Consider the following 15,529-nt stretch of genomic DNA (forward strand, 5'->3'; position numbering starts at 1 on the left):
TACCCCCTGCTCCTGATTTCTTTTTATCATCTGTCGTCATCTAATGAATGAATTCAATTTACCCAATAGTCTAAGAATGTAAACAACTGGCCTGCCCCTTGAAACCGGACTGTCATGACTGGTGAATCTTAAGAAACTCTTAAGATTTATACTAAATAATTGTTAAGAAATTTTGCTTAAAATGTAAATAACTTCAAGGGAGATTCTGTTATATTTGAGAAAGGAGTGTGAGGTTAGATGAATCAGGATTTCACCGTGGTGATTGCAGATGATGAAAAGGAGATCCGCGATGCCATTGAAATATACCTATCTTATGAAGGAATCAAGGCGGTACAGGCCGCAAACGGATCCGAAGTTCTGGAGATCCTGGAGAAGCAGACCGTCCATCTGATCATTCTTGATATTATGATGCCTAAGATGGATGGAATAGCTGCAACCTTTAAAATTCGCGAGCAAAGAAACATCCCGATCATATTATTAAGTGCAAAAAATGAAGATACAGACAAAATTCTTGGCCTTCAGGTAGGAGCGGATGATTATGTTACAAAGCCGTTTAATCCGCTGGAATTGATAGCCCGGGTAAAATCCCAGCTCAGGAGATATGTGCTGCTTGGTACATATGAAGGTGCATCAAGAGTCATCGATCTTCATGGTTTGACGTTAAATCAGGAAGAAAAAGAAGTGGCTGTAAATGGTGAGTCGGTGAAATTGACGCCGATTGAATATAAAATCGTCGAGCTATTGATGGTCCATGCAGGGCGTGTATTCTCCATTCACGATATCTATGAACGTGTCTGGAAGGAACCTGGATATAATGCAGAAAACACCGTAGCTGTTCATATCCGCAAAATCAGGGAAAAGATCGAAATTGATCCGAAGAATCCAAGATATTTAAAGGTGGTATGGGGAATTGGATACAAAATGGAAAAATAGGACGCTGGTCATCACTTGGATATTGCTGCTCGCCCTGGGCATTAATGGAGTTGTATCCGCAATTGCGTACGGAAGCAAGTACATAGGAAAAAGCTACTTTCAATCAATTGACTTCTCAAGCGAGTACGAGCAATTCACATCTCTTCTGGCTGCTTTTGAAATAACGGAGCATGATAAAGATGCCCTGATTAGAGAAATTAAGGTAACGCCGGATGAAATTCAGGAGCACCGGTATAGATATGGAAGCCTTACACAGCAGATCACGAATATAAAAAATCAATATGAGTCAAAGATTGCGGATGCAAAGGCTGCAAAAAATAAAGAAGCCGCAAATTTATATACAGCAGAAAGAAACCGGAAAATCAATGATATCACCAGTAATTTTAAAAGTGACAAGTATGTGGAAAATAAAATCATTGAACAAAAAAAACAGACGATTATCGATTATTTCAGAAAGCTGGGAGATTACCGGTCAGACTATAACCAAATTAAAGCAGTATTCAGCTACTATTTGAAGGATATGGCAACAGGAAAGACGTACACCAACCTCAATATCAGCAGTGATGATAAGCCTGAAAGCTACTTTAGCAGTAAAGACATGCTTTTTGTAAAGAGCTATCCGTCATCAGCCGGCGGGCAGTACTTCCCTGTGGAAAAAGGCTATTTCGATGCACCGGATAGTATAACTGAGCTGCCTAAGCATTATTTAAAAGGGAAAATCGGAATTGTTAAAACTGCTCCTGAAGATACTGCTGTTATGGCAAACTATCAATCTTATAAGAAAACCCAAATATGGTACACAGCCCTTCTTGCAGGAGGAATGGCATCACTTTTGATTTGTTTGTTTTTATATAAAAAAACTGGATTAATGAACGGAATTTCCTTTAAAAGTCCAGAAGTTTATTATAATCGTATTCCTATTGATGTCAGACTGCTTTTGTTAGCTCTGTCAGGCTTCTGCACTTTTATGGTTTTTTTGGAGGAGAGCATATACATTTATGAACCGGATGATTCCCTTTCCATTGTGAAAAGAGTGCTGATCCAAACACTGATTTCTGCTATCCCGTTAACAATATTGCTGCTGCAGGCAGTTTTTTGGAAAAGAAGGGACAGCAGAATCAGCATGGAGCAGGAATATCAGCAATCGCTGATTTATAAGGTTTTTACGAATACGGCCAACACTTTCCTCTATCGAAACACAGGGATCCAATTATTTATCATGCTTGCCATTGTCTTTTTTGCCGGAGCAGGATTTGCAGGTGTGATAGCGGTCAATCATTTAATTGTTATATATATACCGCTTCTGCTGCTGGTTGCTTTTCCGGCGTTATTCTTCCTTGTAAAAAAAGTGAGCTATCTAAACATTATAGCTCAATATGCAGGCAGGGTTGCTGACGGCCTCAATGAACCGGATTTAGCCGTAAAAGGAAGCTCGGTACTCGGACAGCTTGCTGCACATATTAATACGTTTAAGCATGGAGTTAAAGCCTCCAGAAAAGAGCAAGCGAAAAGCGAGAGGCTTAAAACGGAACTGATTACGAATGTGAGCCATGACCTCCGCACACCATTGACTTCGATCATAACGTACGCTGAGCTGCTGAAGAAAGAGGAAACCTCAGGGAAAAAAAGAGGAGAGTACATTGAAATCATTGATAGAAAGTCCAAAAGGCTGAAATTACTGATTGATGATTTATTTGAAGCATCTAAAATGGCGAGCGGTTCCATTGAGCTTGTTAAGGAAAAGGCAGACATTGTCCAGCTACTGCAGCAGTCCCTGGCAGAATATGACGAAGTTATTCAGAAATCATCTTTAACCATTCGGGTAACCTGTCCGGAAAAACCAGTTTATGCTTTAGTGGATGGACAAAAGCTATGGAGGGTTTTTGATAATCTGATAGGCAATATCATGAAATATTCACTGGAAAATACGAGAGTCTACATTTCCCTTAATGAAACTAACGGCCGTGCAGTTATTGTCTTTAAAAATGTCACTAAATATGAGCTCGGTGATAATGTCGATGAAATGTTTGAACGATTCAAGCGCGGAGACACCTCGCGCCATACAGAAGGATCCGGCCTTGGCCTCGCAATTGCAAAGTCAATCATGGATTTGCATGATGGCAGCATGGATATTGAAGTGGACGGAGATTTGTTTAAGGTTTCCATCATAATTGAGTCCATTTAAATCTGAAGTGTTTCTCATGAATTATTGTTTATTGCCATACACTGGTGCTAAAAGATGCTTAGAAAAAGAGCTTTAACGGGTTATCAAATCTTATGAATGATTCTATGGAAGAATAGGAGGGCGAAAATTGAGGCGAATTACTATAGGCATCTCCTTTTTGATTATATGGATATTCATAGGCGGCTGCAGTTCAGGCGATAAAGAAAATCATGATATATTTCGGTATAAAGGCTCATATGCAGGAGACAACAGTGCGATAGTGAACATTATCAGGGAGCTCCCGAATGGTAAACATGTCAAAAAAATTGAACTTAAAACAAAGGAAAAACCTTATGGAATGGTCATTAAGTATGGAGATATAGAGGCAATATCCAAAGGAGATGCCATTAAAGAAACGGTCATATATAATGCTGCATTTATATTTGCTTTAGTTAAAAGTGCAGATTGGGTTAGTTTTGATGTTAAAGGCCAGGCATATAAAGTAACAAGAAATGAATTGCAAAACTGGTACGGAAAAAAATTAAGCAGTTTTACAAAAGAAAGAGATTTGAAAAAAATCACCAAAGAATACCTTGAGGATGAGAAAAAAATGAATGGATTTATTTTGAAGGCCTTTTCTTAAAGTGTTTTAAGAGTTCTGTGAGGCAATCATATTGTTAAATCAGGTTGATTGGAGCGTAAGGTGCGAGACTCCTGCTTAGATTAGCGGGAAGGTGAGACCCTGCAAGCGCAGCTGAGGAGGCTCACCGCCCGCCCCGCGGAAAGCGAGCATCCTGGAGCGGAAATAAACCACTTGAATAGCAACAAAGTTTACGAAGACAGCCATTTTGAAAGATAGTTAGAACCTGATAAAGAAACAAGGATGTCAGCTGGAATGAATCCAGCTGGCTTTTTTTAATCCAGCTTTATACCCCCCATGTGAAGCTAAGCCTTCCCTATAAATTATTTCCATTTAATTTTGTAAGAAATCTCTATTTCTAAATAGTGTTTTTTAAATAATAAAAAAAATATATATTGATTTACCAATGAGTTAAGCGCTTACTTATTTTTCTAAGATAAAAAGGTACTTACATTGTCAGAATATTTGTGATATTATTGCCCATAAGTTAAGCAAAGAGAAACAACTTATCAAAATTGACACCTGTATCACACAAAGATATGATTCTTTTATTGTCTTAAAAAAGAAATCCATTCTTTCTCTTAGATGAAAACCAACAGGTATTAATTGGAGGTCCTGCATACATAGTAAATGGTAAGAAAATTTGATATTTTAACTGAAAATTCAATTAATTAAATGAAGCAACAGGAGCGTGAAGCATATGAAAGCTTATATTGTTGAAAGAATGTATAAAGCATCAGCAGGGGTTGCCAATGCCGTGCTGGTAACACTGGGAATTGGCCTGCTTTTTGAATCTATCGGAAAATTTACGGGCTGGGAAATATTCCTGATTATCGGCGGCACTACGAAGGTTCTCCTGGCTCCTGCAATAGGTGCTGCAATTGCTTATCAGCTTGGCGGCAATACCCTGGTCCTTTTTAGCGCTATGGCCTGTGCGGCCATCGGGGGCAACGCTATCCATCAAACACCGGATGGAGTGTTCACGCTAGTTACAGGGCAGCCAATCAGTGCCATTTTAGCTGCCGCAGTCGCTACGTTTGTAGGCAAGAGGTTAACTGGACGCACCAAGCTTGACATGATGGCTATTCCACTTGCCTCCATTCTTGCCGGAGGGATAGCTGGTGTGGGGCTTGCTGCAGTGACAACTCCTTTATTACAGTGGATCAGCGGAGAGATTACTTCCTCTGTCCAGGGAAGCCCGTTTATTGCTTCCATGGTGATATCGCTTGTGTGGAGCATCCTTCTCATGACACCCGCTTCTTCTGCGGCGATTGCCATCGCTCTTCAGATGGATCCGGTCTCCAGTGCTGCTGCACTAATAGGATGCACGGCACAGTTTGTAGGGTTCACAGCAATGTCTCTTCGCCAAAACGACCTGGGAGGTTTTCTTGCCCAGGTGCTGGTGACACCTAAGGTTCAGTTTCCGAATTTAATTAAAAATCCGCGGCTGGCCATTCCGACATTTGTTTCGGCAATTGTATGCGCGCCTATTGCAACACTTGCTTTTGGATTTCATGCCACCTATGAAATTGCAGGGCTTGGCTTAAATTCCATGATTGCACCAATCAACATCCTTGCTACACAGGGAATAAGGGTTTTTCTGATTTATATTGCAGTAGGGGTCATACTTCCAATTGTCATTTCTCTGGGTTTGTACCAGCTAATCAAGGCTTTCGGCTGGGCGAAAAAAGGGGACTTGCATATGGAAGTCCAATAAAAAAAAGCGCAATCTGCTGAGATTGCGCTTTTTTACTGTTTTGTCCGTTCTCTATAGCTGCTGCTGCAGTTTCTTTCTTTGTTAATTTCTAAGCTGTTCAAGGACGGTTTGTGCCTGGTAACCTTCTGAAAAGCCGATAATGATGCTTTCTTCACCCTTTAATGCCCTGACTATATGATCAATAAGTGCTTCGTTCAAGGAAGAATCCTGCTTGATTGGAGCAAGGGATTCACCAAGCTTGCCGCCTTCGAGATCAGACCAGTTTAGCAGCGAAAGCGTTCCTTCCGTTCCGTATGCGGTTAATCGGATTTCCTCATCTCCTGCAATACCGCTCATTCCGTCAATGATGACAGGAGTTCCGTCACAGAGGCTTAATTCCGCAACAATGCCCTGTTCGCTTGCGAGTGTGTCCTCTGGAAACTCTAAAACGCGGTTTTTCACGGTTAATGGTCCAAACAGCATGTGAATTTGCTGAATAAAATGGATGCCAACTTCAAGGACGAATCCGCCCTGCTCCCTGCTTGCCACCCAGTTATTCTGCTGCCAGGCTCTTGGCCACTGCGGAAAACGCATATGCAATTCTACCCTCCGAAGCTTTCCTATGTATTCTGAACGAATAAGATTTGCAAATGTCCTGGCACCCGTGCTGTAGTTAAGGGGAAAATTCATGGCTGAAACCAGTTCTTTTTCCTGTGATCTTCTAAAAAGATCTTCTGCTTCCTCCAGAGAATTTGCCAAAGGCTTTTCACAAAGGATATGTATTCCCCTATCCATGACAGAAGCTGCTATCCCGTAGTGATGTTTAGGCGGAACGGCAACATAAACAAGATCCAGTTCAGCTGTTTCAAGCATCTCTTTATAATCAGAAAAAAATGGGATGCTTCCAAGATTATCAGAAACCTGCTGTGCAAGAGTCCCATCCCAATCGCATACCGCTGCAATTTCGGTTTCCGGATGGCTTTCAAATTGTTTAATCAGGCGCTGTCCAATTGCCCCTAACCCGATAATCCCTGTTTTAATCATATTACCCCGCCTTATCTTCCATGTTTTATGATTATTATAGTATGAAATGTAAATATTCAAAAGGTTGAAATAAAATGCCGCACTATTTCTTTGCATGGATGCATGAATCCTTAAAAAGCTGCATGATTCCTTCAAAAAGCTGCAAGATTCTCAAGCACTAGCCAATTGGAGCACAAGGTGCGAGTCTCCAGCAGGCTCACAGTACGCCACGCGGAAAGCAAGCAACCTGGAGAGGAGGATCAGAAGGCCAAATTTCAAAGCGTGGCCTCGAATATTCAGCTCTTTTTCATTGTTTTTTTGAAACAGCGGGGGAGATAGGGTAAAGTAGAGCTATACTAAGTCTGGAAACACGTTTGAGGTTTCCGTAAAGTAGAAGGATGGTCTGCATGAAAACTGAGATTGTGTTACAAGTGAAACAGGAGAATGTCCATAAATTTCAAAAGGGATTTCCGCTGATCACCAAAGATGCGGTTGTTAACATCGGGGATTTAAAGGAAGAAGGATGTGCCGTAAAGCTGGTGGACCGGGGCGGAAATTTCCTGGCAAAAGGGTACCATGGGAAGCAGAATAAAGGAATTGGCTGGATTTTAACCAGAAATAAAAATGATATTTTCAATCAGGCGTTTTTTGATAAAAAATTAAATACTGCCGTAACTCACAGAAAGAACCTCTTTAATGACGAAGGCACCACTGCTTTTAGAGTCTTTAACGGTGAAGGTGACGGGATCGGCGGGGTCACGATTGACCATTATGACGGACATTATGTAATTAGCTGGTACAGTCAGGGGATTTATCAATATAAAGACCTTATCATAAAGTCGCTGTGCAATACGGCCGAAGTTAAATCGATCTATCAGAAAAAACGATTTGATGCAAAGGGCCAGTATATGGATGAAGATGATTTTGTAATGGGTGAAGTGCCGGAATTTCCGCTGATTGTGAAAGAAAATGGAGTCCGCTTTGCCGTTTATTTGAATGATGGTGCCATGGTGGGTGTATTTTTAGATCAGCGTGAGGTGAGGAAGACAATCCGTGATAAATATGCTTCTGGCAAAAAAGTATTAAATACCTTCTCGTATACAGGTGCTTTTTCCGTTTTTGCGGCCCTCGGCGGTGCAGAAAAAACAACAAGTGTAGATCTTGCCAACAGGAGCCTGCCGAAAACAACTGAACAGTTCCAGGTGAATGGCATCGATTCTGCTGAACAGGATATAATCGTCATGGATGTGTTTAATTATTTTAAATATGCTGCCAAAAAAGAAATCAAGTATGATATGGTCATATTGGATCCTCCGAGCTTTGCCAAGTCCAAAAAATTCACCTTCAGTGCAGGCAAGGACTATAAGAACTTATTAAAGGATGCCATTTCCATTACTGAGAAAGATGGCATGATCGTAGCATCAACCAACAGCAGCTCTTTTGATATGAAGAGATTCAAAGGATTCATTGCAGCTGCCTTTAAAGAAACAGGCGGCGCATACAGGCTGATGGAAGAGTTTTCACTGCCGGAAGATTTTAAAACGATTCCTGAATTTAAAGAAGGCAACTATTTAAAAGTTGTGTTTATAAAAAAAGTAAACTAAGGGAGCAGTTTTTTCTGCATGAGATTAATAGATAAAACGGAGAGTGGGAAAATGGCGAACAAGCAAAAAAATAAAAATTCAGTGCACAAGCAAAAGAAGTCCAATACTGCTTTATATGTTGTACTCGGAGTGGTGATAGCTGCCATAGTCGTCTTTATCATCCTGGCAAAGACAGCGCACAATGACTCCAAGATCGATTATAGCGGCCAGCCAGTTTTGGGAGATAAATCAGCATCTGTGAAAATCGTAGAATTCGGCGACTATAAATGTCCATATTGCAAAAATTTCACATTATCTGCTTTTCCTCAAATTGATAAGGAAATCGTTAAAAAGGGAAAAGCATCGTTTTATTTCTTCAACTATCCTTTCATTAATAATGATTCTACACGGTCATCAAGGTTCGCAGAGGCTGTTTATAAAGAACTTGGCAATGATGCATTCTGGAAATTTCATGATAAGTTATATGCGGCACAGCCGGATGACAGAAAATATGAGCAGATTGACTATTTCACAGAAGATAAGCTTGTTAAGGTATTGAGAGAGACAGCAAGCAAAGAGGATGCAGACAAAGTATTGGCTGCCTTCCGTGCAGGAAAGTCAGCAAAAGCTTCTGACAAAGATGTGGAAATTGCAAACAAACTGGGAGTAGAAAGCACCCCGGCCATATTTGTCAACGGAAAGCAGTTCAAAGGCAAAACTCTCGAAGATTTGAAGAAAATGGTTGAAAAAGCATCCGAATAACGAGGCACTGCAGAGTAAATCTAAGGAGCCAAGTGTTAAAAAACTCGTCAATATTGGCGAGTTTTTTTTAGTAAATAAACTGGGGAAATTTGGTATTGTAAAGCTGTCAGGGGGAAATGTATATGAATGATATGTTAACGTCAATATTGTTTCTCGCAGTTATGATTTATGTCATCAATAGGAATAAAAGCATATTAAAAAAATTAACAAAACTACAAATTCTAGGTGCCGCAGTTTCATTTTTTGTCACATTACTTATAGCCTTTATGATTATATACTTCATCGGAAATTCCCTTTCCGGGTATTTTGAGAATAAGATTCTTAAAGTAACTAGCGAACTGTTTTTGGTAATCATTACGTTATCTCTCTGCGGAAAGGGTTTAAGGATACTCCTCCAAAAGATTACCAAGGGTGCGTTAACGAAATAAAATTTCATCTGAACGAAAGACTTTCATAAGATGCACTCCATAGTGAAGCCCTCTTGAATTGAACGGGGGCTTTTTTTTGGCTGTTTTCGTAAACTTTGTTGCTATGAAACAAGGTGGTTGATTTCCGCTCCAGGATGCTCGCTTTCCGCGGGGCAGCCGTTGAGCCTCCTCGGCTGCGCCTGCGGGGTCTCACCTGTTCTGCTTATCCCGCAGGAGTCTCGCACCTTACGCTCCAATCAACCTGACTTGACAATGGGAACGCCTCACATAACAAATTAAAAAAACAACAATCTTTAAGAAAAGAGCCTTTTTTAAAAAATGGCGGTTTCAGTGCTGCTGCATAAGATTAATTTAAGTAAAAAAACATATATTTTTTACTAAAAAATAATTGACTCTAAAATCCGCTGTATTATAATAAAACTGAAGGCGCTTTCAGAACGTGGCTGATGAGCGGCCATAGCAGAATAAAAAAATAGAAGCAGCTCGATTATGGGCTGGGGAGGAATCGTCATGGATGTAAAGGAGCTCCGTACCTTATATAAGGAAATATTTCATGAAGAAAGCCCGCGTGTCTTTTTTGCACCGGGAAGAATCAATCTTATTGGAGAGCACACAGATTATAATGGAGGACATGTATTTCCATGTGCCATTACAAAGGGGACATATGCCCTTGCTTCAAAACGCAGTGACAAAAAAATCCGCATGTATTCCGTTAACTTTAAGGAGCTTGGCATAGTTGAATTCGAACTCGAAAATCTCGATTACGAGGCGAAGCATGAATGGGCGAACTATCCAAAGGGAATGCTCCGTTTTTTTAAGGAAAGCGGCTGCAGCATCGGCAGCGGATTCGATGTGCTGTTTTACGGGAATATTCCCAATGGTGCCGGATTGTCATCTTCCGCATCCATTGAACTGGTGACCGGTGTGTTATTGGACAGTCTTTTTGAACTGAACATGGACCGGATTGAAATGGTTAAAATCGGCCAGCAGGTTGAAAATAAATTTATAGGGGTCAACAGCGGGATCATGGATCAGTTTGCAATAGGGATGGGCAGAAAAAATGCCGGAATCCTTCTAAATTGCGACACCCTTGAATACGAATATGCGCCTATTGAGCTGGAAAAGCATAGCATCTTAATCATGAACACCAATAAAAGGCGTGAGCTGGCTGATTCGAAGTATAACGAGAGAAGAGGCGAGTGCGAGCAGGCATTAGCACAGCTTCAGAAAAAAGCGGATATACAGGAATTAGCAAATCTAACTCCAAGTGAATTTGATGAATATCAGTCTATAATTGACAGTGAAGTGCTCAGAAAAAGAGCAAAGCATGTGGTTTATGAAAACAGCCGCACACTTGAAGCACTAAAAGAGTTAAAGAGCGGAAATCTTGAAGCATTCGGAGAGCTTATGAACCAGTCTCACTTATCTTTAAAGGGTGATTATGAGGTTACAGGGACAGAACTTGACACACTTGCTGAAACAGCCTGGAAGGAAGACGGTGTTTTGGGTGCGCGCATGACCGGGGCAGGATTTGGCGGCTGTGCCATTGCCATTGTTGAAACAGACAAAGCGGAAGCGATCATGAAGGCAATAGGAAAAGTGTATAAAGAAAAGATTGGTTACGAAGCAGAATTTTATCAAGTGCTCATCGGTGACGGAGCAAAGGAATTAAAGGAGGTTGAAGGAATATGAGTATTCTTGTATTTGGAGGAGCCGGCTATATTGGCTCACATGCGGTATATCAGCTGATTGACAGAGGTTTTGAAGCGGTGGTCGTCGATAATCTTCAAACCGGCCATAAAGAAGCCATTCACCCGAAGGCGAAATTTTATCAAGGTGACATTCGTGACCGCGAGTTTTTGCGCAGTGTTTTTGACCAAGAGCAAATTGAAGCTGTCATCCACTTTGCGGCTAATTCCCTTGTTGGGGAATCCGTGGCACTGCCTCTTAAATACTATGACAACAACGTTTTTGGAACCCAGGCAATCCTAGAGGTCATGGAAGAATTTAATGTGAAGAAGATTGTCTTCTCATCATCTGCTGCAACGTATGGAGAACCTAAGCAGGTGCCGATTACAGAGGATATGGAAACCAATCCGACGAGTCCATACGGTGAAACTAAGCTTGCTATGGAGAAAATGATGAAGTGGACGGAAATTGCTAATGGTATGAAATTCGTATCTCTTCGCTACTTCAATGTGGCAGGCGCCAGATCTACTGGAGAAATTGGCGAAGATCATGATCCTGAAACACATTTAATTCCAGTTGTCCTGCAGGCTGCATTAGGAAAAAGAGAGAAAATCATTATTTTCGGTGAAGACTATGAAACAGAGGATGGTACATGCGTCAGAGACTACATCCATGTCGAGGATTTAATTGATGCTCACATCCTTGCACTTGAGTATCTGCAAAATGGCGGAGAAAGCAATATCTTCAACTTGGGAAGCAGCCAGGGTTTTTCAGTTAAGGAAATTGTCGAAACGGCTAAGGCTGTAACTGGCCGGACCATTCCTGTCGAGATTGGCGAGCGGCGAGCAGGTGATCCAAGCACATTAATTGCTTCCTCTGAAAAAGCGCGCCAAATACTTGGATGGGAGCCTAAGAAAACATCAGTCGAAAAAATTATTGAGGATGCCTGGAACTGGCATGTAAACCATCAAAACGGCTATGAAAGCTGAGGGAGAGATCATCATGAATATATTCAGCACTGTCCAGCAGCTGCTTAACAAGGCAGAAGAGGTTTTTTTACTAAAAAAAGAAGATGAGATTTACGCAAGAAACCAGATTCTTTCTCTGCTTTCTATAGAAGATTACATCCCGGTGCAGGCAGGCTCTGATAGGGGAATTCCTGATCTTCTGGATGACTTGACTGAATATGCGTGTGAAAAGGGAATTATCGGGGATTATCTAGATGCGCGGGAAATTTTTGCGAGCAAAATAATGGATGTAATGATCCCTTTGCCGTCTGCCGTTAATGAATCCTTTTACCGAAAGTATGCACAAGACCCAGCTGAAGCAACTGATTACTTTTACGAATTAAGCAAAAATAGCAATTATATTCAAATGAACAGAATCTCTAAGAATATTGTTTTTCAAACAGAATCCGAGTACGGAAACCTTGATATTACAATTAATTTATCAAAGCCTGAAAAAGACCCTAAGCAAATTGCCATGGAACGTCAGGCCAAACAGCCTGAAACAAAGTATCCCAAATGCCTTTTATGCATTGAAAACGAAGGCTATGCAGGAAGAATTGGACATCCGGCAAGATCCAGCCACCGCATGATTCGAGTAAATGTTCCACGTGAAACATGGTATCTGCAATATTCGCCATACGTTTATTATAACGAGCATTGCATCCTTCTTTGTGAAGAGCATCGAGATATGAAGATCAGTAAAGCAACCTTTGAAAGGCTGTTGTCCTTTGTTGAACAATTCCCCCACTATTTCATCGGTTCAAATGCAGATCTGCCAATTGTAGGGGGATCGATCTTAACTCATGATCACTATCAGGGCGGGCGCTATGAATTTGCCATGGCTAAGGCACAGGAAGAATTCCCGTGCAGATGGGAGCGTTTTCCAGATCTGGAACTTTCAATTGTAAAGTGGCCGATGTCTGTCCTGCGGTTAAAAAGCAGGGATGCCTCCACACTTGCGGATGCAGCCGATATGGTTCTTGCTTTCTGGAAGGATTACAGTGACCCTGAATTGGGTATTTTAGCAATGTCTGATGGGTCTTTGCATAATACCATCACCCCTATAGCCCGAAAGAGGAACGGAATGTTTGAATTAGATCTTGTGCTGAGGAATAACCGGAGCAATGATGAACATCCTCTTGGAATATTTCACCCGCATGCCGATGTACATCATATTAAAAAGGAAAACATCGGACTGATTGAGGTGATGGGACTCGCTGTATTGCCTGCACGTCTGGAGCAGGAGCTTAAAGAAATCGAAAGCTATCTTGCCGGAAACCCTGATGCAGCGGTGGCTTCTTACCATTTGGATTGGGCAAAAGAGCTGAAAATGAGATACGAAAAAGATTTGAATGAAAATAATGTGTCCGATATTGTGAAGAAGGAAACTGGCCTTAAATTTCTGAGGGTGCTTCAGGACGCAGGAGTTTTTAAGAGAGACAGTGAAGGAAAAGATGGTTTTCTGAGATTTATTGATTCATTAAAAATGATCTAGGTCAGGAGAGATTGGATGGAAGTCAAGGTTATGGAATTTGGGGAAATCAATGGCGAAAAGGTTCAGGCCTATACAATCAAAAATAACCGCGGCATGAGCATCACTTGTTTGAATTACGGCTGCATCATCACGGAAATCAAGACGCCTGACAGCAGCGGAAAGCTTGAAAACATTGTCCTTGGTTTTGACAGCATAGAGGAGTATATAGAGCATTCCCCTTATTTCGGGGCCATAGTTGGACGAGTGGCCGGCAGGATCAAAGAAGGGGAATTTGAATTGGATGGCACTTCGTATACCCTTGCTAAAAACGATGGTAACCAGCATCTTCATGGAGGAATAAAAGGCTTCAGCAATATATTTTGGAATGCTTCCTTATTTGAACGCGAAGATGCATCAGGCATCACATTTACACGGATAAGCGCGGATGGTGAAGAAGGATATCCCGGCAATCTAAAAGTGGCAGTCACATACAGCCTGAATGATGAGAATGAGTTTACGATCGAAACAAGAGCTGAAACCGACCAGAAGACGCTGATTAATACAACAAATCATACGTACTTTAACCTTTCAGGAGAAATAAAGCGTAATGTGGAAGAACATATGCTGACACTGAAAAGTGAGCAATTTCTTGAGCTGGACGAGGAGCTTCTTCCTACCGGAAAACTGCTTGATGTGGAAGGAACTCCATTCGACTTCAGGAAAGAGCGCCAATTATTTGAGGAAAAAGCCTACCGGCATCCCCAAAACCTGGTTGCTGGCGGAGGCTTTGATACTCCGTTCTGCTTGAGTGAAAATAATAACCGGGAAATTCATCTGGCAGATCCCGAGTCAGGCCGTACACTGACTATTGAAACAAACCAGCCGGGCGTCGTTGTTTACACGAGCAACATGCTGGAAGGGGACTTTTCCATCAGAGGCGTCAAGGCCAGCAACCATTTGGCCATCTGCCTGGAGACACAGGGTTTGCCAGATGCTATCCATCATTCCAATTTTCCTTCTATTGTGCTGGACAAGAATGAGGAATACCGTTCTCTTACAAAGTACGTATTCAGCGTGCAAAGCTAAGAAAACCGGACGGGAGACATTAGATGGCAACCATTAAAGATATTGCTGAAAAAGCCAATGTATCAATTGCAACGGTTTCAAGGGTACTGAACTATGATACAACGCTGTCTGTAGGCGATGAGACGAAAAAGAAAATCTTCGAAATTGCCGAAGAGCTTTCCTATAAAAAACGTCCGTCAAAAAAGGCCGCTGCCCCAAGGATTGCCATGATCCACTGGTATTCTGAGCAAGAAGAGTTGAATGATCTGTATTATATGTCAATCCGCTTAAGTGTCGAGCAGCAGTGTATGCACCAGAACCTGCAGCTGGTAAAGTTCTTTTCTTATAATACCGAGCAGATAAAATCATCAGACATACAGGGAATCATCGCTATCGGCAAGTTCAGCCAAAAGCAGGTAGAAGAGCTTTCAAGTGTTTGTGATACAATCGTTTTCGTGGATTCAAGCCCCGATGATGAGAGATTCGACTCTGTTGTAATTGATTTTGATAAAGCGGCAAAAAAGATACTGAATTATTTTATGAATAAAGGCCACGAAAAAATCGGCTATATCGGCGGTCATGAGACGTTTAAAGATCAGACAGCCGAAATAGAAGACTTGAGGGAAAAAACCTTCAAGGAATATATGTCCCAGAAAAATATGTATGATGAGACCTTTGTCTATACAGGGGAATTTACCGTTCAGGATGGCTACCTCCTTATGCAAAAGGCCATTGAAGATTTCGGTGATGCCCTGCCAACAGCTTTCTTTGCCGGGAATGACCTGCTTGCAATAGGCGCATTAAGGGCCCTTCATGAAAATGGGATTGCTGTTCCTGAGAGAGTGAACATTATCGGCGTAAACGATATAAGCGTATCTAAATACGTATACCCGCCTCTCAGCACGGTGAAGGTGCATACTGAATTAATGGGAGAGACAGCTGTCGACCTGCTTATAGAAAGAATGGCAGACAGGAAAATCGCGAAGAAAATTTTCATCGCAACAGAATTGGTAATTAGAAATAGCAGCTTTTAATTTCGGGGACCGCTTATATAAGCGGTCCCTT

General features: G+C 41.5%; 13 protein-coding genes. 12 read left to right on the forward strand and 1 reads right to left on the reverse strand.

Annotated features, from left to right (window positions below):
* Positions 1–237: 237 nt before the first annotated feature.
* From BM126_RS04925 to BM126_RS04940, 4 genes are all read left to right on the forward strand, one after another.
* Positions 238–933, forward strand: a complete 696-nt coding sequence (locus BM126_RS04925) for a response regulator transcription factor (protein ID WP_090988492.1) — start codon at positions 238–240, stop codon at positions 931–933.
* The gene (locus BM126_RS04930; protein WP_090988493.1) at positions 911–3,118 is read left to right on the forward strand and encodes a sensor histidine kinase; all 2,208 of its coding nucleotides are present in this window, start codon (positions 911–913) and stop codon (positions 3,116–3,118) included. The genes BM126_RS04925 and BM126_RS04930 overlap by 23 nt, the downstream gene beginning before the upstream one ends.
* A 127-nt stretch (positions 3,119–3,245) precedes the next feature.
* On the forward strand, positions 3,246–3,740 hold the full coding sequence (locus BM126_RS04935) for a DUF4825 domain-containing protein (protein WP_177201315.1): 495 nt from the start codon (positions 3,246–3,248) through the stop codon (positions 3,738–3,740).
* A gap of 697 nt (positions 3,741–4,437) precedes the next feature.
* Entirely contained in the window at positions 4,438–5,454 is a 1,017-nt protein-coding gene (locus BM126_RS04940; protein ID WP_090988495.1) for a PTS sugar transporter subunit IIC, read from the forward strand.
* A gap of 81 nt (positions 5,455–5,535) precedes the next feature.
* Here the strand turns inward: BM126_RS04940 and BM126_RS04945 are convergent, their stop codons facing one another.
* Positions 5,536–6,477, reverse strand: a complete 942-nt coding sequence (locus tag BM126_RS04945; protein ID WP_090988496.1) for a Gfo/Idh/MocA family protein — start codon at positions 6,475–6,477, stop codon at positions 5,536–5,538.
* A gap of 386 nt (positions 6,478–6,863) precedes the next feature.
* Between BM126_RS04945 and BM126_RS04950 the strand changes: the two genes are divergently transcribed.
* From BM126_RS04950 to BM126_RS04985, 8 genes are all read left to right on the forward strand, one after another.
* Entirely contained in the window at positions 6,864–8,060 is a 1,197-nt protein-coding gene (locus BM126_RS04950) for a class I SAM-dependent rRNA methyltransferase (protein WP_090988497.1), read from the forward strand.
* A gap of 51 nt (positions 8,061–8,111) precedes the next feature.
* Entirely contained in the window at positions 8,112–8,801 is a 690-nt protein-coding gene (locus BM126_RS04955) for a DsbA family protein (protein ID WP_090988498.1), read from the forward strand.
* Between the two features lie 122 nt (positions 8,802–8,923).
* Positions 8,924–9,229 carry a hypothetical protein gene (locus BM126_RS04960; protein WP_090988499.1) on the forward strand — a complete coding sequence of 102 codons (306 nt, stop codon included), beginning with the start codon at positions 8,924–8,926 and terminating at the stop codon, positions 9,227–9,229.
* Positions 9,230–9,739: 510 nt separating this feature from the next.
* Complete coding sequence (locus tag BM126_RS04965) at positions 9,740–10,921, forward strand: galactokinase (RefSeq protein WP_090988500.1); 1,182 nt, start codon at positions 9,740–9,742, stop codon at positions 10,919–10,921.
* Entirely contained in the window at positions 10,918–11,907 is a 990-nt protein-coding gene (gene galE / locus BM126_RS04970) for a UDP-glucose 4-epimerase GalE (RefSeq protein WP_090988501.1), read from the forward strand. The genes BM126_RS04965 and galE overlap by 4 nt, the downstream gene beginning before the upstream one ends.
* A gap of 13 nt (positions 11,908–11,920) precedes the next feature.
* Entirely contained in the window at positions 11,921–13,420 is a 1,500-nt protein-coding gene (gene galT / locus BM126_RS04975; RefSeq protein ID WP_090988951.1) for a UDP-glucose--hexose-1-phosphate uridylyltransferase, read from the forward strand.
* Positions 13,421–13,435: 15 nt separating this feature from the next.
* Positions 13,436–14,485 carry an aldose epimerase family protein gene (locus BM126_RS04980; RefSeq protein WP_090988502.1) on the forward strand — a complete coding sequence of 350 codons (1,050 nt, stop codon included), beginning with the start codon at positions 13,436–13,438 and terminating at the stop codon, positions 14,483–14,485.
* A gap of 23 nt (positions 14,486–14,508) precedes the next feature.
* Positions 14,509–15,498, forward strand: coding sequence for a LacI family DNA-binding transcriptional regulator (locus tag BM126_RS04985; RefSeq protein ID WP_090988503.1), 990 nt, complete (start codon positions 14,509–14,511; stop codon positions 15,496–15,498).
* Positions 15,499–15,529 lie beyond the last annotated feature (31 nt).

The sequence above is a fragment of the Bacillus sp. OV322 genome (genome assembly GCF_900112495.1).
GTDB lineage: Bacteria > Bacillota > Bacilli > Bacillales > DSM-1321 > Peribacillus.

Excerpts from the sequence above, each read along its gene's own strand:
- BM126_RS04950 (WP_090988497.1), top strand. The coding sequence starts at position 6,864 with ATGAAAACTGAGATTGTGTTACAAGTGAAACAGGAGAATGTCCATAAA.
- BM126_RS04985 (WP_090988503.1), top strand. The coding sequence starts at position 14,509 with ATGGCAACCATTAAAGATATTGCTGAAAAAGCCAATGTATCAATTGCA.
- BM126_RS04925 (WP_090988492.1), top strand. The coding sequence starts at position 238 with ATGAATCAGGATTTCACCGTGGTGATTGCAGATGATGAAAAGGAGATC.
- BM126_RS04955 (WP_090988498.1), top strand. The coding sequence starts at position 8,112 with ATGGCGAACAAGCAAAAAAATAAAAATTCAGTGCACAAGCAAAAGAAG.
- galT (WP_090988951.1), top strand. The coding sequence starts at position 11,921 with ATGAATATATTCAGCACTGTCCAGCAGCTGCTTAACAAGGCAGAAGAG.
- galE (WP_090988501.1), top strand. The coding sequence starts at position 10,918 with ATGAGTATTCTTGTATTTGGAGGAGCCGGCTATATTGGCTCACATGCG.
- BM126_RS04945 (WP_090988496.1), bottom strand. The coding sequence starts at position 6,477 with ATGATTAAAACAGGGATTATCGGGTTAGGGGCAATTGGACAGCGCCTG.
- BM126_RS04980 (WP_090988502.1), top strand. The coding sequence starts at position 13,436 with ATGGAAGTCAAGGTTATGGAATTTGGGGAAATCAATGGCGAAAAGGTT.
- BM126_RS04965 (WP_090988500.1), top strand. The coding sequence starts at position 9,740 with ATGGATGTAAAGGAGCTCCGTACCTTATATAAGGAAATATTTCATGAA.
- BM126_RS04940 (WP_090988495.1), top strand. The coding sequence starts at position 4,438 with ATGAAAGCTTATATTGTTGAAAGAATGTATAAAGCATCAGCAGGGGTT.
- BM126_RS04960 (WP_090988499.1), top strand. The coding sequence starts at position 8,924 with ATGAATGATATGTTAACGTCAATATTGTTTCTCGCAGTTATGATTTAT.